This window comes from Ammoniphilus resinae (assembly GCF_017873965.1).
In the GTDB taxonomy this organism is placed as follows: Bacteria; Bacillota; Bacilli; order Aneurinibacillales; family RAOX-1; genus Ammoniphilus_A; species Ammoniphilus_A resinae.
On sequence record NZ_JAGGKT010000007.1, the window covers coordinates 106325 to 131251 of the forward strand.

The 24927-nt window shown below is 41.6% G+C and carries 23 protein-coding genes and 1 other RNA gene; 21 read left to right on the forward strand and 3 right to left on the reverse strand.

Translation table 11 applies throughout. The features are described 5' to 3' along the window. Positions 1 to 50: 50 nt before the first annotated feature. The 4 genes from smpB (at position 51) to J2Z37_RS12845 (ending at position 4727) form a co-directional block, all read left to right on the forward strand. The gene (smpB, locus tag J2Z37_RS12830) at positions 51 to 518 is read left to right on the forward strand and encodes an SsrA-binding protein SmpB (protein ID WP_245203783.1); all 468 of its coding nucleotides are present in this window, start codon (positions 51 to 53) and stop codon (positions 516 to 518) included. 144 nt (positions 519 to 662) lie between these two features. Next, positions 663 to 1020, forward strand: a transfer-messenger RNA (tmRNA) gene (gene ssrA / locus J2Z37_RS12835). Between the two features lie 239 nt (positions 1021 to 1259). Beyond that, on the forward strand, positions 1260 to 4361 hold the full coding sequence (locus tag J2Z37_RS26015) for a trifunctional glycoside hydrolase family 18/polysaccharide deacetylase/glycosyltransferase family 2 protein (RefSeq protein ID WP_209810664.1): 3102 nt from the start codon (positions 1260 to 1262) through the stop codon (positions 4359 to 4361). Between the two features lie 15 nt (positions 4362 to 4376). Further along, the gene (locus J2Z37_RS12845) at positions 4377 to 4727 is read left to right on the forward strand and encodes a hypothetical protein (protein ID WP_209810665.1); all 351 of its coding nucleotides are present in this window, start codon (positions 4377 to 4379) and stop codon (positions 4725 to 4727) included. Between the two features lie 47 nt (positions 4728 to 4774). On the opposite strand, the gene J2Z37_RS12850 is transcribed toward J2Z37_RS12845, so the two are convergent. Together J2Z37_RS12850 and J2Z37_RS25845 are read right to left on the reverse strand one after the other, a co-directional pair. After that, complete coding sequence (locus tag J2Z37_RS12850) at positions 4775 to 5866, reverse strand: glycoside hydrolase family 18 protein (RefSeq protein ID WP_342453824.1); 1092 nt, start codon at positions 5864 to 5866, stop codon at positions 4775 to 4777. Between the two features lie 13 nt (positions 5867 to 5879). Next, positions 5880 to 6014, reverse strand: coding sequence for a hypothetical protein (locus tag J2Z37_RS25845; RefSeq protein WP_280922210.1), 135 nt, complete (start codon positions 6012 to 6014; stop codon positions 5880 to 5882). 312 nt (positions 6015 to 6326) lie between these two features. Here J2Z37_RS25845 and J2Z37_RS12855 point away from each other — a divergent pair, with 312 nt between their 5' ends. Next, the gene (locus J2Z37_RS12855) at positions 6327 to 7235 is read left to right on the forward strand and encodes a nuclease-related domain-containing protein (RefSeq protein WP_209810666.1); all 909 of its coding nucleotides are present in this window, start codon (positions 6327 to 6329) and stop codon (positions 7233 to 7235) included. 596 nt (positions 7236 to 7831) lie between these two features. Further along, a complete protein-coding gene (locus J2Z37_RS12860) occupies positions 7832 to 8629 on the forward strand; it encodes a sulfite exporter TauE/SafE family protein (RefSeq protein ID WP_209810667.1) in 798 nt (265 codons plus the stop codon). 96 nt (positions 8630 to 8725) lie between these two features. Here the strand turns inward: J2Z37_RS12860 and J2Z37_RS12865 are convergent, their stop codons facing one another. Continuing rightward, entirely contained in the window at positions 8726 to 9214 is a 489-nt protein-coding gene (locus J2Z37_RS12865; protein ID WP_209810668.1) for a YhcN/YlaJ family sporulation lipoprotein, read from the reverse strand. A gap of 617 nt (positions 9215 to 9831) precedes the next feature. Here J2Z37_RS12865 and coxB point away from each other — a divergent pair. The 15 genes from coxB to J2Z37_RS12940 all read left to right on the forward strand — a co-directional run bounded on the left by coxB (position 9832) and on the right by J2Z37_RS12940 (position 24926). Then, positions 9832 to 10851, forward strand: coding sequence for a cytochrome c oxidase subunit II (coxB, locus tag J2Z37_RS12870; RefSeq protein ID WP_209810669.1), 1020 nt, complete (start codon positions 9832 to 9834; stop codon positions 10849 to 10851). Between the two features lie 96 nt (positions 10852 to 10947). Next, entirely contained in the window at positions 10948 to 12753 is a 1806-nt protein-coding gene (gene ctaD / locus J2Z37_RS12875) for a cytochrome c oxidase subunit I (RefSeq protein ID WP_209810781.1), read from the forward strand. Next, complete coding sequence (locus J2Z37_RS12880) at positions 12753 to 13364, forward strand: cytochrome (ubi)quinol oxidase subunit III (protein WP_209810670.1); 612 nt, start codon at positions 12753 to 12755, stop codon at positions 13362 to 13364. Before ctaD ends, J2Z37_RS12880 begins: the two co-directional genes overlap by 1 nt. 3 nt (positions 13365 to 13367) lie before the next feature. Further along, complete coding sequence (locus J2Z37_RS12885; RefSeq protein WP_209810671.1) at positions 13368 to 13685, forward strand: cytochrome C oxidase subunit IV family protein; 318 nt, start codon at positions 13368 to 13370, stop codon at positions 13683 to 13685. A 72-nt stretch (positions 13686 to 13757) separates the two neighbouring features. Next, complete coding sequence (locus J2Z37_RS12890) at positions 13758 to 14636, forward strand: cytochrome c oxidase assembly protein (protein WP_209810672.1); 879 nt, start codon at positions 13758 to 13760, stop codon at positions 14634 to 14636. Between the two features lie 14 nt (positions 14637 to 14650). Next, positions 14651 to 15109 carry a DUF420 domain-containing protein gene (locus J2Z37_RS12895; protein ID WP_209810673.1) on the forward strand — a complete coding sequence of 153 codons (459 nt, stop codon included), beginning with the start codon at positions 14651 to 14653 and terminating at the stop codon, positions 15107 to 15109. A 344-nt stretch (positions 15110 to 15453) separates the two neighbouring features. Next, on the forward strand, positions 15454 to 16500 hold the full coding sequence (locus tag J2Z37_RS12900) for a LacI family DNA-binding transcriptional regulator (protein ID WP_209810674.1): 1047 nt from the start codon (positions 15454 to 15456) through the stop codon (positions 16498 to 16500). 15 nt (positions 16501 to 16515) lie between these two features. Then, on the forward strand, positions 16516 to 17085 hold the full coding sequence (locus J2Z37_RS12905; protein ID WP_209810675.1) for a TRAP transporter small permease: 570 nt from the start codon (positions 16516 to 16518) through the stop codon (positions 17083 to 17085). After that, on the forward strand, positions 17082 to 18365 hold the full coding sequence (locus tag J2Z37_RS12910) for a TRAP transporter large permease (protein WP_209810676.1): 1284 nt from the start codon (positions 17082 to 17084) through the stop codon (positions 18363 to 18365). Before J2Z37_RS12905 ends, J2Z37_RS12910 begins: the two co-directional genes overlap by 4 nt. A 67-nt stretch (positions 18366 to 18432) precedes the next feature. Next, complete coding sequence (locus tag J2Z37_RS12915; RefSeq protein ID WP_209810677.1) at positions 18433 to 19482, forward strand: TRAP transporter substrate-binding protein; 1050 nt, start codon at positions 18433 to 18435, stop codon at positions 19480 to 19482. A gap of 75 nt (positions 19483 to 19557) precedes the next feature. Next, on the forward strand, positions 19558 to 19983 hold the full coding sequence (locus tag J2Z37_RS12920; protein ID WP_209810678.1) for a MaoC family dehydratase: 426 nt from the start codon (positions 19558 to 19560) through the stop codon (positions 19981 to 19983). Positions 19984 to 20035: 52 nt separating this feature from the next. Next, positions 20036 to 21796, forward strand: coding sequence for an FAD-binding protein (locus J2Z37_RS12925; RefSeq protein WP_209810679.1), 1761 nt, complete (start codon positions 20036 to 20038; stop codon positions 21794 to 21796). Further along, on the forward strand, positions 21777 to 22556 hold the full coding sequence (locus tag J2Z37_RS12930; RefSeq protein WP_209810680.1) for an enoyl-CoA hydratase/isomerase family protein: 780 nt from the start codon (positions 21777 to 21779) through the stop codon (positions 22554 to 22556). Before J2Z37_RS12925 ends, J2Z37_RS12930 begins: the two co-directional genes overlap by 20 nt. 9 nt (positions 22557 to 22565) lie before the next feature. Then, positions 22566 to 23708: an acyl-CoA dehydrogenase family protein gene (locus J2Z37_RS12935; protein ID WP_245203784.1), complete on the forward strand. Its 1143-nt coding sequence runs from the start codon at positions 22566 to 22568 to the stop codon at positions 23706 to 23708. Between the two features lie 18 nt (positions 23709 to 23726). Then, complete coding sequence (locus tag J2Z37_RS12940; protein WP_209810681.1) at positions 23727 to 24926, forward strand: CaiB/BaiF CoA transferase family protein; 1200 nt, start codon at positions 23727 to 23729, stop codon at positions 24924 to 24926. Position 24927: the final 1 nt, after the last annotated feature.

Consider the following 24927-nt stretch of genomic DNA (forward strand, 5'->3'; position numbering starts at 1 on the left):
ACATGGGCGAGAATTTTGATAGAATAAAGCCATGAATCGAGGTGTATATTATGGCGATTACACGTGGTGAAAAGCTGGTCGCGCAAAATAAAAAGGCGTTCCATGATTACCATATCGAAGAAAGATTTGAAGCAGGCATCGTTCTAACCGGAACTGAAATTAAATCCATCCGATCAGGAAAGGTAAACCTCCGGGATAGCTTTGCACAGGTTCGTCGCGGTGAAGTGACTTTGCACAATATGCATGTAAGTCCTTATGAGCAGGGGAACCGGTATAATCATGAGCCACTGCGTACAAGAAAACTTTTGCTGCATCGAACCGAAATCAACAAGCTGATTGGATCAATCAAAGAAAAAGGTTTCACCTTGGTTCCCTTACGTTTATACTTAAAAAATGGATTAGCTAAAGTGGAAATTGCGCTGGCGAAAGGGAAAAAGGAATATGACAAGCGTGAAACTTTGAAAAAGAAGGATGCTCAGCGGGAAATCGAAAAAGCGATTAAGGATCGGCTTCGTTAAAACATTTCATGGCTGGCGTTTGGTGGCCATGCATACTTTATCAATGTTCCAAACAGTACCAGTTGAAGTGCCAGCAATCTTATGATATATTTTATAGTACATGTTCGAGATATTTTGATACCTTTTCCCTCCGGGGATATACACGGGGGCGTTCTGGATTCGACGGGGGTAGTTCGGGCATGAGTAGCGAGTCGGGGGGCTGCGGGCCTCGTTAACAACGCGGAGTTAAATATAACTGCAAAACAACCTAAATTACAATTAGCTGCTTAATTGCAGCCTAATCCTTCTTTAGCGGATCGCCCATGTTCTCTTTAGAAGGTCATCTCAGTGGGATAGCTCGTCCGGAACGTTATCAGCCGGAAAGCGAAATGTAGGTAACTAGCCAAACCAGAAGCCTGTTGTTGGGCGTCGGGGCGGCGAAACTCTAATTCAGCAACTGCACTCGGAGAAGCTTATGTTGCGTTGCTTTCGGACGTGGGTTCGATTCCCACCGCCTCCACCATACATAGTGGAGGTTTTTTTGTTTTACTAGTATATATGGAAGTTAATGACTGAGGTGTGACCGAATTTTGTTTTTTTGACGTCTGTGAAGACGCTTTTTTTTTTTGGGAAAAATGATGTAATAATTTGAGTTAAGGATCAAAATAACCTAATTATTGTTTGAAAATAGATATATACACTCGAAACCTTGAATACCTTATACATAGGAAAAAATACCTAGGGAAGGGGAATCGAGTATATGTGAAGATTAAAACGGCATTGAAAAAATTCTTGTATCCTTCAACCAGCAGTATATGGCATGCGATGGCAATCGTATACAGCTTTTCTGTCATTTCTTTGTTTCCCACCGTGTATGCCTTGTTGTTGTTGTTTGCAGGTGTGCTGTTGCTACGCTTTGATCTTCTTGCCGTGCTGCTTGGGGCGATGATTCCTTATGTATTTCCAAGCCTCCTCCCTTTATTTGCCACGGGTGAGGGGAGTTCATTTTGGATTGGTTTTGCCATGCTAAACGCAGGCTTGTATGTTCTTTTTTGGATCATATTTTACAAAAGGGCGGAAAAATCAGCTGAAACGGAGCGCAAGGCAGTTTTTTTGGACCCAACTGGGATCAGGTGGAGTTTATTAAAACGATCGACGATTGTATTGATCACCTTGTGCCTTGCGATCTCTACTGTTTTGCTAATGAACCTGCTGCAAATCCCAACTCTTACCCAGCCCAAAAATCTGCAAACCCTAGCCGTTCCCTTTGTATTTCAAGCCGGATTACGTGAAGCAGGACTTTATGGAACCGATGACACCAAAGAACTGTATGCCTACATCAAGACCGATGACCCAGAAGGAGAGCAATCCTTCGCAAATCATATCGAATCCATTCATACCCTTCTTCCGCATTGGTTTCAATTCTCAGAAGGGGCAAGGCTAGAGGATCACTCTGAGGAAAATCTTTTAGAACTGGCAAAACAACATCACGTGGAGATCTTGCCGATCCTTTCCGATTTTCCCGATGGTTGGAAAGATCCACACATGGCAGCGAACCTTGAAGTTGAGCATGCAAGGGCACAGCTCGCTTTAAACTTATTAGTGCAAGTTTCCAAGTATCAAGTCAATGGAATCACCTTTGATTTCCTCAATTTCCCAAATGACCCGAAATTTCATAAGAACTTCCTTAAATTGATTAAAGAATTACATGAACTGTTTCAACCCTTTCATCTAAAAATTGCCGTTACGGTTTACCCAGGAAGAACAGATGCAGAGAACATTAAACAGTTAGAGCCCTATGTTCATCGTTTCATTGCTGTAACGGACGGCTTAGGGCAGGGTGATCTGGGCAAATGGAAGATTCCTTCAGAAAAACTCATTATTCGCTTAGAAAACTATGCAACCACAGAGGGAACAACCCTTTCCTTTATGGATGCAATCAATCGCAGTTGGGAACAGCAAACATCTATAACTTGGGGAGAAAAGGGGCAACCAGTATTTCACTATACCCAGGGGGACCACGTTCATCACTTTCGGCTTTTTGATGCAGCAACTCTTTACAATCAAATTCACGGATCTCTATCGTTTATCCCAAAAGGATATGCCTTGAATCGGTTAGGAACGGAAGACCCAAGCTCTTGGAATGTACTGGCCCATCTTTTTCGCCAAGAACCATTGAACCTGACCCGCATCGAAGTGCCTGGGGATATCCGTATGATGGGAGAAGGGGAAATCCTAAAGCTCTATTCTCAATCACAGGAGGGGAAACGGGATCTGCAAATTGATTCTACCGGAAAAATTATTGATGTACGGTACCTCCAATTGCCCTTTGCATTTCAGATCCAACGAGCCGGAAAAACGAATGAAAAAGTGGTTGCCCTAACCTTTAGCGATGGTCCACATCCTGTCTTTACCGAGCAAATTTTAGACATTTTGCAGCAATATAAAGTTCCCGCTACCTTTTTCCTGATTGGGACGAATGCCTCCATGAATCAGTCTTTAGTCCAGCGGATGGTCAAAGAAGGGCATGTGATCGGAAATGCCACGTTTTCCATTGCTAAGGAGACTGACTTGCAACGATTAAAGTTAGAGCTTCATGCTAATCAACGATTCATCGAAGGGATTACCGGTTACTCTACACGCTTGTTCTCTCCACCACCTAACCTTCGAATCGAACCGAATTGGAATAAGATGATGGAGATTGTTCATGAATTGGAATATTCCTTGGTAGAAGGAGCTATCGATCCTCGGGATACCCAACATCCTAGTCCATCTCCCGAAGAAATTGTGCAGCGAATTATCCGCAATACTCAGAAAGGGCATATTATCTCCCTTCATGATGGCGGAGAACAGAGGGAAAATACGGTAAATGCCTTACCCATCATCATTGAAACCTTACAGAGTAAAGGATATCGCTTTGCACCCATCAGCGAGCTGATGGGCAGTACCCCTCAACAGGTAATGCCTATCGTTACCGCTCAGACAAAATGGATAAATGATCAACTGGCTTTTTTGGCTGCTCCTGCCGTTCACCGATTCTTTACAGTTGTGTTTTATGGATCAATTATTCTTGGGATCTTACGCCTACTACTCTTGTGTGTATTCGCTTATAGCCAGCGTAAAAAGCAAAAAACGATACCAACCAAATCGTCCCCGTTCGTTAGCGTGGTTCTTGCAGCCTATAATGAGGAGAAAATTATCCAGAAAACGCTAGAATCAATTCTTGAGAGTACCTACCCACAATTCGAAATCATTGTTGTCAATGATGGCTCGGTAGATGGTACACGAGATAGGGTACTAGAAATGAGTAAACTTGATCCTCGAATCCGCTTAATTGATCAGGAAAACCAAGGGAAATCGTATGCTATCAACCGAGGGTTCCAGGCATCACATGGCGATATTATTGTTTCCATTGATGCAGATACCCAAGTCCTGCCGCAGGCGATTGAATGGCTAGTCCGTCCATTTGAACATCCAGAGGTAGCAGCTGTATCCGGTAACGTCAAGGTCGGAAATCTAAAAAACCGGTTAACAATGTGGCAGCATATGGAATATGTAGCCAGTTTTAATTTGGACCGTCGAGCCTTTTCTTTAATCCGTTCTGTTCCTGTTGTTCCTGGAGCAATCGGGGCGTGGAGGAAGGAGGACGTGGAGCGAGCCGGCTTTTTCTCCCATGATACATTAGCAGAAGATACGGACATGACCCTAAAGCTGCTGCGTGAAGGGAAACGTGTTTACTATGAAGAAAGAGCCCTAGCCTATACGGAAGCTCCCGATGAATTTCGAAGCTTTGTCAAGCAACGCTTCCGCTGGGTCTATGGCACCCTTCAATGTGTTTGGAAGCATCGAGACACCATCTTTTGAAAGCGGTTTGGAAAGATGGGATTCATTGTAATCCCCTACATGTGGCTCTTTCAGTTTATTTTTCAGCTATTTGTCCCATTTGCTGATTTGTACTCCCTATTTGCCCTCCTCACGGGGGGATCGATAAAAATCTTATATTTCTATCTTGCATTCTTTCTTGTAGATTTCTTCACTTGCTGGTTTGCTTTCGGTCTGGAAAAGGAAAGTCGCAAACCACTGTGGGGATTCTTATACCAACGTTTCGTCTATCGTTACTTGCTTTGTTACATTGTATACCGAGCCTTCCTTAATGCACTCAGCGGAAAACGCCTGGGCTGGAATAAACTGCAAAGAAAAGGAAGCGTGAAGTTGCCTTTAAAAGGGTGATATAGATGGGAGAGGAGGGGGACAGTTACCCCCTCCTTCTCAATTTATCAGTGTTTAAAATTGAGTGTTTGAAGCACTTCACCTATAAGCTGGCCATTTCTATCTCCTGATAAATCCCAGAAGGTTGCCCCGCCCAGTTTATTTTCTTGAATATACTTTGCTTTATAAGAGACCGATTCTGCATCTTCATAGCTAATGAATACCTTTGTCAACGGATTAAAGGCGTAGGCAGTTTTTGATATGTCATTCCAATGCCGCGTATAGCCTCTTTTGTTGAGGTAATTTTGCCGTATGTCAGTTACATCGAGGATACCGGTGTAATCTTTCCCTTCATCCCAAGTCCCATTCGGTGTCTCTATAGGGTTAAAGGATTGATATTCCCCATAATCCTTCCCATTTACCCCGCCAAAGCTGCGACCATATAGTGGGATCCCCAATACTAATTTTTCAGGCGGAATGCCTTGATGAAGGTATTCATTTACTACCCAATCAATGTAATTTTCCGATGCATTTGGCGCCTTTTCGTCATAATACAGCGGTGCCAAGTGTCCCGTAACCGGAGAGAATTGTGCTCCATTATAATCGTAAGCCATCATATTAAAGAAATCGACAGAAGCGTTTAAAGCAGCTCCTTCAATGAACTTAGCATGCTTCATCCCAGGTCCAATGGTAGCTACTAATGTCCATCCAGCTTTAGCTTTATTCATTTGCTGGCGAAGCTCTGCCATCAAAAGGGTAAAGTTGGTTTGATCTTCGGGTGTGCTCGGAAACTCCCAATCAATATCGATGCCATCAAACTTCCAATGCTTTAAAAATTGAACGGTGCTTTGAGCAAAGTTTTGCCTTCCTTGAGGAGTTGATGCTGCTAAAGCAAACTCTCTAGTCTGGTACTCGTTAGCCCCCCCTACAGTAATTAGGATCTTGAGATGTGGATAGGTTTTCTTTAATTCTTGCAACTCGTAAAAGTTACCACTTTGACATTGATCGTCTGGAATATTAGCATCCCAACAACTTGGTCGTCCATTCAACCCAACTCTCACATCCGCCCACGGATCGCCTAGCACTATTTTTCCTTCTTTAATATGCGCAAATGCATAGTGTAGATGGGTCAGTTTATCAAGATTCTTGATATCCTTCACGTGAAAGCCTCGCTTATAGATGGCCCAAGAGGGATAATACCCCCCCCACCCTGTATTCTACCTTTACACTTGAAGCCTGCACAATCCAAGGTTCCGCGACTTGCATCACGAATAGCAGAACAAGCAGGAATGCCCAAGTTCTTCGCATTCTAAGCCTCCTTTATTGGTTTATCTTTGGATGCCTATCTATATGCTATTAAACTAAACATGTATACCTATTTGAAGCCTTGTCATCTACTTTCCTATTCACATTTTATAGTTTTTTTAAATTGTTTTGTAATTTTAAAATGGTGTGATAAAATGGTTTTGAAATTTGGTATGGAGGTGATTAGATTTGAAATAAGGAACTGAAAGCAATCTCGTAATTCCTCAACCTTTCCTCTTGTACTGGTTTCTCTTTTACATTGTAGTACTCCCCTGATGTATCAGAATATCTATAAAATAAGAAGGGCTGTGGCTTATGTTACTTAAAGGCCGATCCGAATCGGATGAATTAAAGAAAATGCGTTATTTAAACATGCGAATGGAGTTGCCTGAAAAAGATAAGTTTTATTATTCGAATCTTGAAAAAGGTTATGAAGGCGAAGTGAAATTCGACCAACTTACCGAAAATCTTCAGGAAGAAAGAATTATCATTAATGATTTACTGCTTGAAGTAAATAACTCCTATTTTCAAATTGACAGTTTAATTATATCCCAGGGAGTGATTCACCTTTTAGATGTTAAAAATTACGAAGGGGATTATTTCATAGAAACGGACAAGCTATTTGCTGTGAAAACTCGTCGAGAATACAAGAATCCAGTTACCCAATTAAACAGAAGTGAGACTCTTTTTCGCATACTCCTCCAAAATCTTAGGCAAAAATATATTGTTGAAGCCTTTGTTATTTTTATCAACCCCGAATTCACCTTATATCAAGCCCCGATGGACCAACCCATTATTTTACCAACTCAAGTCAAACGTTTTTTGAGGAATCTAAATGAAACACGGTCAACTTTGAGTGCTGGACACAGAAAACTTGCTCAAAAACTTATATCATTGCATCAAACTAGTAATCCATTTTCAATGTTTCCTGGATATAACTATGATGAGTTACAAAAGGGAATATACTGTATAAATTGTGGCTCATTTCATTCTTATAAAAAGAATTATGATCTAGTTTGCGGAAAGTGTGGGGAGTTCGAAAAAATTGAATCTGCTATTTTACGTAGCGTAGAGGAATTTAAACTATTATTTCCTGGACAAAGGATTACAACCCAAAGCGTTTCTGAGTGGTGCACGGCCGATTTAAATAACAAAACTATTTCTCGGGTTTTAAAGAAGAATTATACGAGCCTTGGAAAAGCCAAAAATACCTATTATAAATAATTAAGAAATAATACCTTGTCTCGATAAGGTGAGAGCTGTCCCGAATAGGCCGGAATAGAGACAGGTAGCAAGTAAAATAGGCAGGAGCTGTCCCGAATCGGCCGGAATAGAGACAGGTAGCGAGTAAAATAGGCGAGAACTGTCCCGAATCGGCCGGAATAGAGACAGGTAGCGAGTAAAATAGGCAGGAGCTGTCCCGAATCGGCCGGAATAGAGACAGGTAGCCAGTAAATTAGGTGAGAGCTGTCCCGATTGGCTGGAACAGACAAAAAAACGAACCCCCAGGTTCGTTTTTATTCCAATTATTGCTATAATAAAATCAATCTTTATATATAATACGTACTCCAAGGTGGTAATAGGTTTCCTCGAGATAATGCTCGTTCGGGCATTGCATTGAATAGCCTGTATAGGAGTTCTGGTGTTCCAAAGGTTCGCCGCAATCAGGGCATTTGTGAGAAAACCAATCTTTGAGCAGGGAATACATACATTGAAAAACCCCTTATCCTCTAGGATTTTGTCTAAGATTTTACATCGTATGTTTATTATGCCTTATAGGTTCACGCGTATTCTTTCACTCTAGAAATGGGGACTACATGATGGATATTTTGCTGTACCTTTTAATGTTTGTTCTGGGCGTGTTTGGCTCTTTTTTCTCCGGAATGCTAGGCATTGGCGGGGCGATTATTAATTTTCCGCTGATTCTGTACATCCCACCTTTGCTTAATGTAGGAGGTTTTACAGGGAAAGAGGTAGCTGCCATCAGCATGTTCCAAGTGTTTTTTGCCTCTCTTGCGGGCGTGCTTGCGTTCCGAAAGCAGAGTCGTGTTTCCGGACCCGCACTTATTCATAAGGGACTAGTCCTCAATATGGGGATAAGTATTATGATTGGCAGTTTAATCGGTGGAACGGGTTCGATGTTCTTAACGGGATATACGATTAATTTTATCTACGGGATTTTAGCGATTGTTGCAGTCGTCCTAATGCTTATCCCTTCTAAAGGTAAGCGAGAGATCGTTGAACTTGAGCAAGTCACCTATAATAAGCTAATTGCGATTAGCTCATCCTTTATAGTTGGAATAGTTTCAGGAATTGTAGGTGCTGGAGGGGCTTTTATTCTAATTCCAATCATGTTAACGATCCTCAAGATCCCCGCACGTGTCGCCATTGCCTCATCACTTGCCATTGTTTTTATTTCTGCGGTGGGTGGAGTTATAGGGAAATTGGTGGCGGGAGGCATTCCATTTCTGCCAACACTTTTTATTGTTATGGGCAGTTTGCTTGGAGCGCCACTCGGGGCAAGGGTCAGCAAGCAGATCAATGTCAGATACCTTCGCTATACATTAATTGGTTTTATCTCAATAACGGCTATTAAAATCTGGTCAACGATCATTTAAATGAAAAGGGGGTATCCTTAATTTGGGATACCTCCTTTTCGCTGCATGTTTTCCCAAAAAAAGGAAATTGTATATATCATACCCCGTAGAAACTGCTTAGGATTTTTGAATGAGCGTAAAAGGCTTGACCTTCAAACCAACTTGGTTCATAAGGGTATTTAATTCTCGGTTCCCCACGGGTTTTCTGTTTTGAATCCTTTGGCTTATTTTATCAATTCGATTGTATAAATCACGATCAGTTACAACGTATAAGATGTTTTTCCTGGCTAGCCCTTGCATGCTTTGTTTTACTTTTTGTTTTAGGGAGTAATCAGACCCCTGATAGCGAGCGTCTTTTTTCAAACCAATGAAGATACTGTCTCCGTACAGGACAACACTTGCGTTTGCCACACCAGGAATGGATTCAATTTGTCTATTGATCTCCCGATGGGTGTCATGGATATTTCCTGGTTGTTGGAGTTGGTTGGTTTCATAAGAACCGGGTTCATTGTTGGCGCTGTTTTTTATTTCAGCAGACTGATTATTACATCCGGTCAAGAGAAAAGCAGTGATTATACTGGCGACATAAACCGACTTTATTTTCATTCTAACACCTCCATAACTTCAAACGATACTGTGCAGAACTTCCTGTGAGCTTTTTCGATTAGATTCTAATAGAGGCTTTTCTTATAGGGTTGGTCCTGAACGGCCTTTTCAGTCAGGGAAGTTTATCCAAAAACGTTTGGATGTTTTATTGCCTGTAAAACAGTTCTATCGAGGAATAAAAAATTTCGCTCAAATTTAAATAAAAACAACAATTATGTTTCAAATGTGTCTAAATTATGTCAAACAACAAAAATACGTTTTTTACACTTCTAATAATGAAAATTATAATGTATAATCGTCACGTGAGGCGATATGTGCAAAGAAAGGATGGATAAACAATCTAATTCGTGTTTCTAACTTGATTTGTTATCCCTCAATCTCTTTTGACATGTATTATGTTTAAAGCAGAGGATAAATGGGAAAAAAGAAGATAATGGCAAATTTGTCGTTTTTTCTGGATTACGGCTTGTTTTGTCTGTTCTTTTCATGTGCAAAGAGCAGGGGGCTGCTACGGCTTAGTAAAGCCATTAGGTTAGGTTGAACCATCTCGGATGGTCATCATAAATTTATTACATTGTTCATTGCAACTATAAACAAGGAAGTGGGGTTGATTACTGATGAGTGGCTGGAAAAATCTATGTCGCTTGCTCCCGATTGTCGCTTTGGCGATGTTCGTCTTAACAGGATGCGGCGATCCGTATCTATCTGCTCTAGACCCGAAAGGGCCTGTTGCGGAAAGTCAATTATCTCTTATCAAGCTTAGTTTCTACATCATGTTAGGGGTCTTCATAGTCGTAATGGTTATCTTTACATACGTACTTGTGAAGTTTAGAAAACGTCCTGGACAAACGGGGATTCCTAAACAGGTGGAAGGGAATCACAAGCTTGAAATTATTTGGACTACTATTCCAATTATCTTGCTGTTAGTTCTTGCAATACCTACCGTTATTACAACTTTCGATTTGGCGGAAAAATTCCCGTCTGAAGATGTTGTCAACGTAAAGGTCACTGCACATCAATTCTGGTGGGAGTTTGACTATCCAGATCTAGAAGTTTCAACGGGACAGGATCTCTATATTCCTACCGGGAAGAAAGTCCAGTTCCAATTAACTTCTGCTGACGTTATCCACTCTTTCTGGGTGCCGGCACTTGCAGGTAAAACGGATACAAACCCTGGAATGGTTAACCACATGTGGTTCCAGGCTGACCAACCAGGAGTTTACCAAGGGAAATGTGCTGAGTTGTGTGGACCTTCTCACGCTCTGATGGATTTCAAAGTTGTTGCCGTAAGTCCTGAAGAATTTGATACGTGGGTAGGAAAAATGAAGGCAGCTGCAGAGCGTACACCAGCAACAGCTACTGCTCAGCAAGGTCAAGAGATCTTTAACAAGAGCTGCTTAGGATGTCATGCTGTTGGAGGCCAAGGTGGGAAAATGGGACCTAACCTTACAGCTTTTGGAGACCGAGATAAAGTGGCTGGAATTTTAGAATATAATAAGGAAAACATTGCTGCTTGGATTCATGATCCACAAAGCAAGAAGCCTGGAAATCTAATGCCTGCCTTCGGTGATAAGTTAAGCGATCAAGAAATCGACTCCTTGGTTGAGTACCTTGATGGTCTAAAAATTAATGAGTAAAAATGGGGTCTTCCTGTTTAGTTTAAAAAAAAGGAGGAAATAATTGTGGCTGGACATGGACATGTGGCTCATTCCCCAAAACGACATACAGGCCTGATGGATTGGCTCACGACTGTGGATCATAAAAAAATCGGTATTCTGTATCTAGTTGCCGGGGGGTTCTTCTTCTTATTAGGTGGTTTAGAAGCCATCCTAATCCGTATACAGTTGATGTATCCTGATAGTAAGATCTTTATCGGGGCAACATTCAACGAATTGACAACAATGCATGGTACGACAATGATCTTCCTTGCAGCGATGCCTGTCATATTTGCGCTTATGAATGCGGTTGTTCCATTGCAAATAGGAGCTCGCGACGTAGCGTTTCCGTTTTTAAATTCCTTAGGCTTTTGGCTCTTCTTCATGGGGGGACTTTTGCTTAATACGAGTTGGTTTTTAGGTGGCGCACCTGACGCTGGTTGGACTGCGTATGCCCCCCTTTCCTCAGCATTTAGTGGTCGTGGGGTAGACTTCTACGTATTAGGTTTACAAATTGCCGGGATTGGAACTTGGCTTGGAGGAATTAACTTCCTAGTCACGATTATTAACATGAGGGCACCAGGTCTGAGTTTCATGAGATTACCAATGTTTACTTGGACAGCGTTCATCACATCAACTCTTGTTTTGTTTGCTTTCCCAGCAATCACAGTCAGTTTGGTATTGCTCATGTTTGATCGTCTGTTTGGGGCAAACTTCTTTGATGCTGCTGCAGGTGGTAATGAGGTAATTTGGGAGCACTTATTCTGGATTTTTGGACACCCTGAAGTGTACATTCTGATCTTGCCAGCTTTCGGGGTTATATCTGAAGTTATGCCAACTTTTTCAAAGAAGCGTCTATTTGGATATAGTGCAATGGTATTTTCTACCGTATTAATCGGTTTCTTAGGCTTTATGGTATGGGCACACCATATGTTTACAGTCGGGCTTGGTCCGGTTGCCAACGCCATCTTCGGGGTTGCTACGATGTTGATTGCTATTCCAACAGGGATTAAGATCTTTAACTGGCTGTTTACCTTGTGGGGCGGACATATTCGCTTTACTACTGCCATGCTGTATGCTGTTGGATTTATTCCTACATTTGTAATTGGTGGGATGACGGGTGTTATGCTCGCGATTCCAACTGCTGACTATCAGTACCATGATACTTACTTTGTAATTGCTCACTTCCACTACGTAATCGTAGGGGGAATGGTACTTGGTTTGTTTTCTGGACTCTATTACTGGTGGCCAAAGATGTTTGGTAGAATGTTAAACGAAACTTTAGGAAAGTGGAATTTCTGGACATTTTTCATTGGGTTCCATCTAACCTTCTTCCCGCAGCATTTCCTTGGCTTACTAGGAATGCCGCGTCGTGTGTTCACTTACCAGGCCGGAGTGGGACTTGAGTCGATGAACTTTATTAGTACCATTGGAGCTTTCTTAATGGGTGTTGGTTTCATTATTTTCATCTGGAACGTTATTGTTACTAATTCGAAGAAAAAGGATGCACCTGCGGATCCGTGGGATGCACGTACATTAGAATGGACCATTGCATCACCAGCACCGGAATATAACTTTGCGCAAACTCCACTTGTACGTGGACTAGATGCATTATGGACAGAGAAGATGGCGGGTAATAAAAAGATGACACCAGCTGAACCGCTTGGTGAAATCCATATGCCTTCCGCATCGATTTTACCTTTCTTGATGTCTGTTGGTTTATTTATCGCAGGATATGGTTTTATCTACCACATGTATGTGTTAATCGGGGTTGGAGCAGTGATTGTCGTTTCATGTATGTTTACCCGTTCGTTTAAGGATGATCCAGGTTGGCATGTACCTATAGATGAAGTTGAAAGAACGGAAAAGGAGGCTAGAGCGTAATGTCGACAGAAGTATCTACGAATTTACCTCCCCATCCGGAGAAAGCGACCCTTGAAGGGAAAAATAAAGTATTAGGCTTTTGGCTGTTCCTTGGCGGGGAAGTCATCCTGTTTGGTTCGCTGTTCGCCACCTTCATTGCTTTACGTACAGCATTTGGAAGTGGCCCAGCATCCCAAGAATTGTTTAGCTTGCCACTGACTGCTGTAGCAACCTTTATCCTGTTAACTAGTAGTTTATTTAGTGTCTTGGGAATTCAAGCTATGCACCGGAATGATTTATCAGGTGTTCTCAAATGGTTTGGAATTACCGTATTATTTGGGCTTGCCTTCCTTGGACTAGAGATTTATGAGTTTTTTGAGTATGTACATGAAGGACATACTATGTCCAGTGGTGCTTTTGGATCTGCATTCTATACCTTGGTTGGATTCCACGGGGCACACGTACTTGGTGGGGTTTGCTGGATTACAGGCTTGCTATCCAAATTGCCGAAGAAGGGGCTTAATGTCGTAACGGCTCCTAAGCTTTATGTTGCAAGTCTTTACTGGCACTTTATTGACTTGGTATGGGTTTTCATCTTTACCGTCGTTTATCTTATGGGAAAGGTGGGGTAAAAATTGACTGCTCACGCGAATCATTCAGAAGAGAACAAATCTCTTCGTCCGCAAGAAGGACCAAAGCGTCATATTATCACCTTTATCGTTTCAATTTTTCTAACTGCCCTGGCATTCTTTGCTGTAGCATATATGCCTGAAAGCCCATTTGTAATCCCATTTATTGTTCTCATTGGGCTCATACAAGCAGGCTTCCAACTTTACGTATGGATGCATTTAGATCAAAAGGGTCACGAGTTTCCTACTCTTGGTATTTGGATGGGTGTATTCTTTGTTGCCGCGTTCATCATCGTATTTATTTACTGGTTGGGCGGTTATTAATGGAAGGGGGGCACAAGCCTCCCTTTTATTTGGTATAATGGTTTAAAAAGATTACTGGAAGGGGGAAGGAACATGCCACAAACACATGGAACTGTAATTGAGGCCGGATTTGTTGAATTATGGGGTCCTCAAGTCTTCTTGTTCTGTATTCTTGCGATTTTACTGTATGAAAAAATGGCCAAGGCCTTTAAGGATAATGGATCTCAAGTAGAGGCGAAAAATAGATTCTTGTTTTACGCTGGAATCGTCTTGTTTTATGTGGCGAAAGGGAGCCCAGTAGATTTTTATGGGCATCACTATCTGTTTAGCTTGCATATGGTGCAGCAATCCCTTTTGTATTATATTATCCCGCCATTAATGCTAATGGGTATACCTACGCGGGCATGGGAAAAAGCATTGGAGGTAAAGATTGTAAAGAGCTTGGTTACCTTGAATCCTTTAATCGCTACCTTCTTATTTAATGGAATGTTTTCACTCTACCATTATCCGGCTATTTTTGATGGGATCATGGGAAATCCCTATTTCACCGTTCTCTCCCAAATCCTTTTAATTACGGTTTCCTCACTGATGTGGTGGCATATTATATCCCCTGTTCCTAGTGTAGAGCGGATATCTGGCTTGAAAAAAATAGGATACATTTTTTTATCTGGTGTTTTGTTAACTCCTGCTTGCGGATTGATTATGTTCGCAGGGAAGGTGGTATACAGCACATATATTAATGCCCCTATTCTAGTCCGTGTCCTTCCAACTACACTTGATGATCAGCAATTGGGCGGTATTTTGATGAAGATTTTTCAAGAGATCGCTTTGATGGGGGCACTTGTATTGGCTTTCTTTGAATGGTACCGTAAGGAAAATCCAACGGATTCGATCGACCCGATTGGGGGGGAGAATCAGATGGAATACCTTCATCTTTCTACATCGTTGGCAGGTCCGCAAAATAGACCATAGAAAGGGCAAAATTTATGGGTCATGTATTACCTTTGATTAGTACCTTGCTAATTGTCACGAGTGCAATCTTAATTGCTTTCGGATGGTATTATATTCGCAAAAGACAACTTGAAAAGCATAAGAAAATCATGTCTTTGGCTGGCATAGCCGCCTTGCTCTTTTTTATCATCTATTCCAGTCGAACGGTATTTATCGGCAATACGACGTTTGGTGGCCCGGAAAGCATTAAACCTTTTTACACTGGTTTTTTAATTTTTCATATCTTCTTGGCAACGGTCGGTGCTGTTTTTGGGATCGTGTCAATTTCTTCGGGATATAAAAGCCGCCTTAAGATTCATCGTAAAATAGGTCCCTGGACCTCTGTAATTTGGTTTATTACAGCCGTTACAGGGGTAATGGTTTACTTTCTCCTGTACGTCTTTTGGGAACCAGGAGAGGCTGATAGTATGATAAAGGCAATACTTGGGTTGTAATTGTATTAAACAAAAGGATCGCTTCTCATTGCAGCGATCCTTTTATATTTCTGCCAGTTTAATCATTAATGAAAATAATCATAATAAATTATAAAAAAACACTAGACAACCAAATAAAATAATCTGTATACTTATATCAATCAGAAATGGTAGGATATACAGAATGATATTACTCATCAATATTGAAAACGTATACAACTTTTCTCACACAGAATGTAACTTTTTCTAGTTAAATACTTACGATTTACAAGCTGAAATAGTCGAAAAGGGTATAAATGTGTAGGAATTTAACAGATAAGTTGTAAACGATTTCAAACTATAGTTGTTTATTAGGAGGTGATCAATTGAATTCAACGATTTTGGATATTGCCAAATTAGCTGGTGTTTCAACAGCTACTGTTTCAAGGGTTTTGAACAATTATCCCTTTGTAAAAGAACAAACCCGAAACAAAGTTTTGGAAGCGATCGAGGCTTTAAACTATTACCCGGATCTTGTTGCAAGAAGTATGGTTAAAGGGCGAACTTACAATATTGGATTGATTGTTGGAACCTTAGGGAATCCGTTTTTCGCCGAGACTTCAGAGGTAATTATTAAAACGGCGGAAATGTATAAATGCCATGTGACTCTCTGTGTATCAGAAGAAAATGAAACCAAGCTATCAGAGTACGTAGACTTGCTCTGCAATAAACGTGTTGATGGGTTAATCATCGGTTCTATTTTTAAGGGGGTTACTATTCCAAGGTTGAAGTCATCGAATATTCCGTATGTGCTCTATAACCGGAAAAATGTTTTTGAAGATGCTGACTACGTGATACAAGATAATTTTCAAGCAGCCTATGAAGCGGTAAACCATCTCGTTCGTTTGGGACATAGAAAGATTGCCATCTTGCATGGTCCACAGGTGTTTGACAGCGTAGCTGAACGTTTGGAGGGGTATTACAAAGCGCTTCAAGATGCCAAGCTCAAGACCTACGATCATTTCCATCAAGAGGTACATTTTGAAAAGGTAGACGCGGATTTAGAATCATCAATGAATCGGATGATGGAGGACAAAAATCGACCTACAGCGATTTTTGCAACAGCAGATTTTCTTGCACTTGCGGCTATTGAATATCTGATGAACAAGGGGTACCGAATACCTGAGGATGTGGCGATTGTTGGCTTTGATAATTTGCGTTTATCTGGTCACAGTATGATCGGCTTAACCACAGTAGGACAAAGAGCAGAAGATATGGCCAGGTTAGCAGTAGAAAGATTGATGCAAAAAATTGAACAGACCGTTACCGGGAACAGTTCAGAGGAAGATTCTTGGAAAATTAGATTAAAGCCCGAGTTAATTATACGCCGCTCTTGTGGTGCACATCTTAAAGATATGATTTTTAATCCATAAAAAAGGGGGATTGACATGCAATTCATCAATTTTGTAGATAAGTTCAACAGGATATTGGAAATTTTAGCTGGAATTGCAGTGATCGTGATGACGCTTGTTGTATTTCTGCAAGTTATAGTCCGCTTTGGTTTAACAGCTATTGGATGGGATTTGTCAGTTCCCTGGACAGAGGAACTTGCTCGTTATCTTATGATTTGGGTGATATTTATCGGTGGGGCAATTGCGACAAGAAAAGGGAAGTTGATTGCAGTTGAAGCGCTGGTTGTTGCTTTGCCCGCTTTACCGGGGAAATTGATTAAGTTCGTATCACACATCGTATCCCTCGTCTTTTATGCCATTATTTTTACGATTGGTTTGGAATGGGCCAAGTTTGGACTAAGTGAAACAGCCCCAGTAATGAAGTTTCCGATGGTTTATGTTTATAGTGCATTGGTAGTTTCAGCAGGAATTATGATTCTTAATACGATTTCTTTTCTCTTGGAAATATTCATTAAAAAGATAGACATCCGAGAGGCTTCTGTAGATGAGGAAGTGGAGGACGCGTTAGCTGAATACAAAAATAAAGGGGAGGGGGTAACCCAATGATATCTACCTTATTTATTAGTTTACTAGTATTGTTTGTTATCAGTGTTCCCATTGCGGTTTCCCTCGGGTTGTCCTCAATTATTGCCTTGAGTTTGAAGGGAATCCCCCTTATTACGCTAGCGCAAAGTGTATTCGAGAGCTTAGACTCCTTTTCCCTAATGGCGGTTCCATTCTTTATTCTAGCAGGGAACTTGATGCAAACCGGTGGAATTTCAAAACGATTGATCAACTTGGCTAATGTTTTAGTAGGTTGGATCAAAGGTGGACTTGGGGCGGTTGCAGTATTGACATCGATGTTTTTCGCTACATTATCCGGATCGTCTTCCGCGACAACGGCGGCAATTGGATCAACCTTAATCCCGGCAATGGAAAAGAAAGGGTACCCGAGAAATTTTGCTGCTGCTGTGTGTGCCTCATCAGGCGAATTAGGAGTTATCATCCCTCCTTCTATCTCGATGATTGTATATGGCTTGGTAGCAAACGTTTCGATTGGAAGTTTGTTTATTGCAGGTTTCCTTCCAGGGTTATTAATTGGTTTAAGTTTAATTCTTTTAATTTCCATTGTGGCTCGCATCAGAGGGTTTGATACGGTAAGTAGTTTTCAGAAGAGTCAATGGTTAAAAGAATTATGGATTGCCTTTAAGGATTCATTTCTTGCTTTATTGATGCCCATTATTATTTTGGGTGGTATTTACGCAGGATGGTTTACCCCGACAGAAGCATCGGTAGTTGCAGTAGTTTATGGATTTTTTATCGGTACGGTTGTTTACCGGGAAATAAGAATGAAAGACTTGATGCCAATTCTTATCCGCTCAACGTTGGCTACCTCGATCATTATGCTAATCGTGGCGTTTGCTTCGATCTTTGCCTATATCTTAACCATGGAACAGGTCCCACATCATGTAGGGAAATCAATCGCAGAATTTTCAGATAGCCCAGTCGTCTTCTTGATTCTCGTCAATTTGATGCTTTTTATAACAGGGATGTTTATGGAAACACTGGCGTCAATTATCATTATAGCCCCGATCTTGGCACCGGTTGCTATTCAATTCGGAATTGACCCCGTTCATTTCGGTATTATCATGGTCGTTAACCTTGCTGTAGGGATGGTTACACCACCCGTTGGAGTAAATTTATTTGTTGCTTGCCAAATCGCTAATATTCGAATCGATCAGCTTGCGCGGCCTTTAGTTCTTTTCTTAGGGGTATTGATACTAGATGTATTCATTATTAGTTATGTACCTATCCTGAGTACGTGGTTGCCATCTCTGCTCCAATAATGGTTTAGAGGTTTTATATAATTTGTAGAGACAACAATAACAACAATAATAAGGGGGATATTTTAAAATGAAAAAGAATAAAATTCTATCAACTGTTGCAGCGGTAAGTCTAGCTATGGGAACCATATTGACTGGGTGTGGCGGTAGCGAAACTACACAAGATTCTGCTAACGCAAACAATTCGGGTGGGGATCAGCCAAAAGCCGAAACGATTGAACTGAATTTGGGGCATACCTTAGCACCTGATAGTCATTATCATGCTATGGCAACGAAATTAGCAGAGCTTGTTGAACAAAAATCAAATGGAACGATTAAGGTGACAGTCTTCCCACAGTCACAGCTTGGCGGAGAGGTGAAAATGATTCAAGGGGCACGGACAGGTACTGTGGGAATGCTTATTACGGCACAGGCCCCGCTAACAAACACAGTCCCAGAATACTCCTTGTTTGATTTGCCATATCTATTTGATAGTATCGATCAGGCAAATGAAGTTTTGGACGGACCAGTAGGAGATAAGTTTCTAGATATGCTTCCAGAGCACGGAATGGTAGGCTTAGGATGGTTATCTGTCATGGAAAGAAGTGTATTCTCCAATAAACCTATTAAATCTGCTGCAGATATGAAAGGGTTTAAAGTTCGAGTGATGCAATCCCCGGGCTATGTAAAGGCATATGAAGCACTTGGTGCACAGCCTACCCCAATGGCTTACTCGGAAGTATATCTATCTTTACAACAAGGGGTAGTAGATGGGGCAGATACATCCCCTGATCAATTCGTAATGGATAAGTTCGTTGAGGTTTCTAAGTATTTCAATAGAACAGCCGTGCATTATTTACCAGCCCTAGTGGTTGTTTCTAAGCAAAAATGGGATGCTATGACCCCAGATCAGCAAAAAGCATTGCAAGAAGCAACAGATGAGGCATTGGCATATGGTAAAGATTATTATAAAAAGTCATTTGATGAATCACTTGCGAAAGCAAAGGAAGCAGGAGTGGAAATCGTAGATACGGACCTTGAGAGTATGAAGAAAGCAACGCAGCCAGTATATGAGGAATTACTAAAAGAAATTCCTAATGGCCAAGCATTATTTGATGAAGTTCAAGCAGCCAAAAAATAATTGAAAAGTATAATCTCGGAATCCATAGGAATATCCCATGGATTCCTCTACTAATAAGAGAAAGTAGGTTGAATCATGGCTAAGAGACCCAATATGGATATCTTTCAAATCGGTGATCACGCTGAATTTTCAAAGACTGTAAGTGAGTATGATGTATATGGATTTGCTGGAATCGTAGGGGATTTTTATGGGGTTCATTTAAATGAGGAATATTCCAAGAAGACACGGTTTGGCAAGCGAATTGCTCAAGGTGCGTTGTCTGTAGGATTCTTGGCAACAGTTATGGGGTATATGGCAGGAAGGGTACCTGATCCAGGGGCGGTTTCTTATCGTTATGATATTACCTTTACAGCACCCGTGTTTTTAGGAGATACCGTAACGGCCCGGCTGGAATTAATAGAAAAAGAAGAAGAAAGAAATGTATGTATTTTTGAGGCAAAGGTTGTTAACCAGAACGATGAAATCGTGGCAAAGGGAAATACTTATTTAAAAGTTTTATAGCAGAGAGCAGTAATTGCAAACGTTTACGAAAAAATGATAGGAGGTCTGGCTGATGATCGTTCAATGTGATGTATTAGTTATTGGTGGCGGTGCTGCAGCAGGACGTGCTGCAATGGATGCCCATGATAACGGAGCAAAAGTGGCCGTTGTGATGAAAGGCTCGTTTGGAACTAGTGGAGCGAGTGCCTTCAAAATTGCGGAAATTGCTGGATACAATGTGGCAGATGGAGTAGTTGATCAAGCTGATTCACCGGAAACACATTTCGCTGATATTATGAGGGCTGCAGCGGGAATGGCAGATCCTAAATTGGCAAAAATTTTGGCAGAGGGATCGATTGAATCATTAAGACGTCTTGAAGAAATGAATGTTCCCTTTCATAAGGATGTGAATGGAGATTATCTGGAGGTTCTTGGCTGTTTTGCTACGAAGCCGCGCATGCACTTAATATCGGGCCATGCCGAGCCGATCGTTCACGAGCAGAAAAAAGCAGTTTTAAGTCGCAACATACCTGTTTATGAATGGACGATTTTGACCCGTTTTCTAGTAGAAGACAATCAGATTGTTGGGGCTGTTGGGTTTAATCGGGATGGTGAACAAGTCGTGTTTCATACCAAAGCCATCGTAATGGGGACAGGCGGCGCTGGCCAGCTCTTCTCCTATAATATTAATCCGGCAGATATCACAGGTGATGGTTATTCCTTAGGCTTTCGGGCAGGTGCAGAGCTAATCAACATGGAATTTATGCAGGCAGGTCCTGGGTTAATCTATCCTTGTAAAAACATGTTTAATTCCTGGTTATGGGCTTTTCATCCGAAAGTAACGAACGGATTGGGAGAAGAATTTATTCATAAATATCTCCCCGATGGGATGACAGTTGAGCAATGTATGAATTTAAGATCCGGTCATTATCCTTTTTCCAGCTATGATGGATCCCAATGGATCGACATCGCTATCCAAACGGAGATCAAAGAAGGAAGAGGAGGCCCTCATGGTGGGGTTATCGTAGATTTTACCAATGTCAGCGAGGATGCTTTGCCAAAGAACGCCCGCGGCGAAGAATTAAAGAAATCCTGGGATATTACCGTCAATTGGTTAATTGAAAATCGTAATTTAGATATTAGAAAAACGCCGGTAGAAATAGCGATATTAGGCCATGCGATCAATGGCGGTTTGAACATCAATGAAAAAGCGGAAACCACCATTCGCGGGTTATTTGCCGCTGGAGAAACCGCTGGGGGGCCGCACGGTGCCGATCGGTTAGGTGGAAATATGATTTTAACCTGTCAGGTCTACGGGAAGCGGGCGGGAACCTTTGCCGCTGAGTTTGCAAAGGAGCATACCTTTATCGATTTACCGTTAAATCAAATTGAGGAAGAAAACCAACGCCTCACTGCTATAAAAGGGGTGAATGGAACTTTAAAACCTCATCATATCAAGAAGCAATTACAGGAAATCATGTGGCGTTATGTATTGGTTACGCGTAGTGAAGAAAGCCTGACTACAGCGATCGAACAACTGGAAATTCTTCGTGAAAAGTGTCGCAAGGAAATCGCAGTGACAAATACTAGAGAGCTTATGCATGCGATTGAAGCGGAAAACCTCGTGCTTGTTGGAGAAATCATTTCACGAGTTGCCCGGATTCGGAAGGAAACAAGAGGGAGTCATTTCCGAGTGGATTATCAAAGCCGAAACGACGAAGAGTTCTTATACCGAATGGCTGTTAAATTAGACGGAGAAGAGATCAAACTACGGAAAATCAATAGTGATATGGAATGGGTGAGGAGCTACCCTTATGACATCGTACATGTTTGAATCGCTCGTCGTTGAATCCAAGGAACAAGTGATGGTTGCAGCATTTAACCGTCCTGATAAATTGAATGCCTTTAGTCCAAAGGTGATGGGCGAACTAAATAAGTTATTGGATTGTGTTGAAAGTGATGATGAAGTAAAAGTTCTCGTCTTAACGGGTGTTGGGGAAAAGGCATTTGTAGTTGGTAACGATTTACCTCAATTAGCTGCCTTAGACCCAATGGGTGCTTATGAACAGATGGTGACGGGGCAAAAAACATTTTTGCGAATTCACGAACTATCTAAACCGGTTATCGCCATGGTAAATGGATATGCACTTGGCGGAGGGTTCGAGCTAGCGCTTGCTTGTGACATGGTCTTTGCTTCTACGAATGCAAAATTTGGTTTCCCAGAAATCAATTTAAACACCATGCCAGGATGGGGTGGAACGCAATTAGCCGTGAAGAAAATGGGGCTTAACCGGGCGAAGGAAATGATTCTTTCCGGGTTATTTTATAAGTCCGAAGATTGTAGGGAATTTGGTTTTATTAATAGAGTGGTTTCTCCTGATGAATTGTTGGGCGCAACACTTGAATTTGCACAGACTCTTGCAGCTAAAAACAGCTTTAGTATCAAAATGGCCAAAAATGCGATAAACCGTGGGGCTGAATTGGACTTAAACGCAGGATTTTTCTTCGAGGCGCAGGCCTATGCTGTTAATTTTAGTGCACCACATGCTAAAGAAGGTTTTGAAGCCTTCCTCAATCGAAAAACGAAAAAGTAGGTGAAAAAAATGATCGTATTAACAGAAGAGCAAGAAATGATTCGTAAGATGGTGAGAGAATTCGCTGAGGAGGAAGTTGCGCCAATATCTGAAAAACTTTGGGAGCATCAAGATTTCCCCTATGAATTTTGGCGCAAGGCGGGGGAACTAGGCTTAATCGGTCTCCCATACGATGAGAAATACGGTGGTTCTGGCGGTGACTGGTTGTCTTTTGCGATCGTATTAGAAGAATTGGCACGCGTAGACTGTGCTGTAGCTAATTCCATTATGGCAAATTCCTCTGCAGCTAGTCTGATTTCGAACTTCGGGTCTGAACAACAAAAAGAACAATATCTACGACCGATTCTTACTGCTGAAAAAATCGGAGCTATTGGATTAACAGAAGCAAACGCAGGTTCCGATGCCTCGTCTATAAAAACACAAGCGGTACTTGATGGGGATGAATGGGTAATTAATGGCTCTAAGATTTTCATTAGCAATTCAGATAATGACATTACGGGCCCTGTCGTCATTGCTGCTGTAACAGGAAAAAAAGAAAATGGAAAAAACGAAATCTCCAACTTTATCGTACCACAAGGTACGCCAGGTTTTACTTATGGGAGGAAGCTGAATAAAATTGGATGGCGCGCGTCAAGCACAGGGGAACTTTTCTTTGAACAGTGCCGCATTCCGAAGGAAAATCTGCTTGGAGAAAGAGGAGCAGGAATGCGCCAAACCCTTTCGACGATTGGTACCGGACGTATTTTAATTGCGTCACTCGGTTTAGGTATTATTCAGGGGTCGCTGGATCGGTCCATAGCTTATTTACATGAGAGAACGGCTTTTGGTAAGCCGCTTAGTGACTATCAAGCACTCCAATTTAAGATTGCGGATATGGCTACACATGCACACGCTGCCCGATTAATGATTTATCAGGCGGCTTCACTTAGAGATGCTGGTCAGCCTTTTGAACAAGAATCTTCGATGGCAAAGCTCTTTACCACAGAAAAGGCTATGGAAGCAGCACATCAGGCCATTCAGATCCATGGCGGTTACGGAATTATGAGTGAATATGCAGTATCTCGTGCATTTGGTGATGCAAAAGTGTTGGAAATTGTGGAGGGAACATCGGAAATTCAGCGGATGATTATTTCACGCTATTTATTAAAATAAAAGGCAGGGGGAAGTGCTATGCTACAGGGTATTAAGGTTTTGAGTTTCACCCATTTTCTACAAGGACCATCAGCTGTTCAAATGCTTGCAGATCTGGGCGCAGATGTGATTAAGATTGAATCGCCAACAGGTGCTTTCGAACGACAATGGTCTGGCTTTGATGCCTTTATTGATGATGTCAGTGTTTTCTTTCTGCTAGGAAACCGCAATCAGCGCAGTTTATCGATCAACCTGCGGACAAATGAGGGGAAAGAGATCATTTACAAGATGGTGCAAGATGCTGATGTGGTCGTGGAAAACTTCCGTCCAGGGGTAATGGATCGCCTTGGATTTGGGTATGAGAAGTTAAAGGAAATGAACCCTCGTTTGGTATATTGCTCTTGTACGGGATATGGCTCAGACGGACCCTACCAGCAACGCCCAGGACAAGATATGCTGTTGCAGGCAATGAGTGGCTTAGCATCAATTTCAGGTGGGAAAGATCAGCCTCCAACACCCGTTGGTACTGCGGCAGTTGACCAGCATGGTGCGGTTTTAGCGGCATTTGGAATCGTTAGCGCACTTCTGAGCAGAGAAAAGACAGGAAAAGGACGCAAGGTCGAGAGTAATTTATTAAATGCTGCGATCGACTTGCAAATTGAGCCACTTACTTATTACTTAAATAAAGGGCCTCTTTGGGAACGAAGTGAAACAGGTTTAGCGACACAGTTCCATCAGGCACCCTATGGAATCTATCAAACGGCAAATGGTTGGATTGGTATTTCCATGACACCTATAGATAAGTTAATCAGTGCTTTTGGAACAGATTCATTAGCTGGCTATACTAATAAAGATCAAATGGAGAAGAGAGAGGAGGTTAACCGCATTGTTGTCGAAGAGGTAAAGAAGAGAACGACAGAAGATTGGTATAAGATTTTTGAGGAAAATGGAATTTGGCATGCTCCAGTCAATGGGTATGAAGAAATAGAAAAGGATCCACAAGTAAATTGGAATAAGATGATTATAACAGCACAACATCCGGATGTAGGACAAATTCGTTTGCTCAACCATCCAGTGCGCTATGAAGATTATGAGATTGAAGTTAAAAAATATCCCCCGCGTCTAGGGGAGCATACCAATGAAGTACTGGAGGAATACGGCTTTTCTCAAGAAGAAATTGAAAGTTACCTTTCTAAAGGGATTACTGTCAATTCAATGTTAAGCAAGGGAGGAAAATAAA

Bases quoted from the DNA above. Each gene is read 5' to 3' on its own strand.
- smpB (WP_245203783.1), top strand. From the start codon at position 51: ATGGCGATTACACGTGGTGAAAAGCTGGTCGCGCAAAATAAAAAGGCG.
- J2Z37_RS12845 (WP_209810665.1), top strand. From the start codon at position 4,377: ATGGGATTCATTGTAATCCCCTACATGTGGCTCTTTCAGTTTATTTTT.
- J2Z37_RS25845 (WP_280922210.1), bottom strand. From the start codon at position 6,014: ATGCGAAGAACTTGGGCATTCCTGCTTGTTCTGCTATTCGTGATGCAA.
- J2Z37_RS12855 (WP_209810666.1), top strand. From the start codon at position 6,327: ATGTTACTTAAAGGCCGATCCGAATCGGATGAATTAAAGAAAATGCGT.
- J2Z37_RS12860 (WP_209810667.1), top strand. From the start codon at position 7,832: ATGGATATTTTGCTGTACCTTTTAATGTTTGTTCTGGGCGTGTTTGGC.
- J2Z37_RS12865 (WP_209810668.1), bottom strand. From the start codon at position 9,214: ATGAAAATAAAGTCGGTTTATGTCGCCAGTATAATCACTGCTTTTCTC.
- coxB (WP_209810669.1), top strand. From the start codon at position 9,832: ATGAGTGGCTGGAAAAATCTATGTCGCTTGCTCCCGATTGTCGCTTTG.
- ctaD (WP_209810781.1), top strand. From the start codon at position 10,948: ATGGATTGGCTCACGACTGTGGATCATAAAAAAATCGGTATTCTGTAT.
- J2Z37_RS12880 (WP_209810670.1), top strand. From the start codon at position 12,753: ATGTCGACAGAAGTATCTACGAATTTACCTCCCCATCCGGAGAAAGCG.
- J2Z37_RS12890 (WP_209810672.1), top strand. From the start codon at position 13,758: ATGCCACAAACACATGGAACTGTAATTGAGGCCGGATTTGTTGAATTA.
- J2Z37_RS12895 (WP_209810673.1), top strand. From the start codon at position 14,651: ATGGGTCATGTATTACCTTTGATTAGTACCTTGCTAATTGTCACGAGT.
- J2Z37_RS12905 (WP_209810675.1), top strand. From the start codon at position 16,516: ATGCAATTCATCAATTTTGTAGATAAGTTCAACAGGATATTGGAAATT.
- J2Z37_RS12910 (WP_209810676.1), top strand. From the start codon at position 17,082: ATGATATCTACCTTATTTATTAGTTTACTAGTATTGTTTGTTATCAGT.
- J2Z37_RS12915 (WP_209810677.1), top strand. From the start codon at position 18,433: ATGAAAAAGAATAAAATTCTATCAACTGTTGCAGCGGTAAGTCTAGCT.
- J2Z37_RS12920 (WP_209810678.1), top strand. From the start codon at position 19,558: ATGGCTAAGAGACCCAATATGGATATCTTTCAAATCGGTGATCACGCT.
- J2Z37_RS12925 (WP_209810679.1), top strand. From the start codon at position 20,036: ATGATCGTTCAATGTGATGTATTAGTTATTGGTGGCGGTGCTGCAGCA.
- J2Z37_RS12930 (WP_209810680.1), top strand. From the start codon at position 21,777: ATGACATCGTACATGTTTGAATCGCTCGTCGTTGAATCCAAGGAACAA.
- J2Z37_RS12935 (WP_245203784.1), top strand. From the start codon at position 22,566: ATGATCGTATTAACAGAAGAGCAAGAAATGATTCGTAAGATGGTGAGA.
- J2Z37_RS12940 (WP_209810681.1), top strand. From the start codon at position 23,727: ATGCTACAGGGTATTAAGGTTTTGAGTTTCACCCATTTTCTACAAGGA.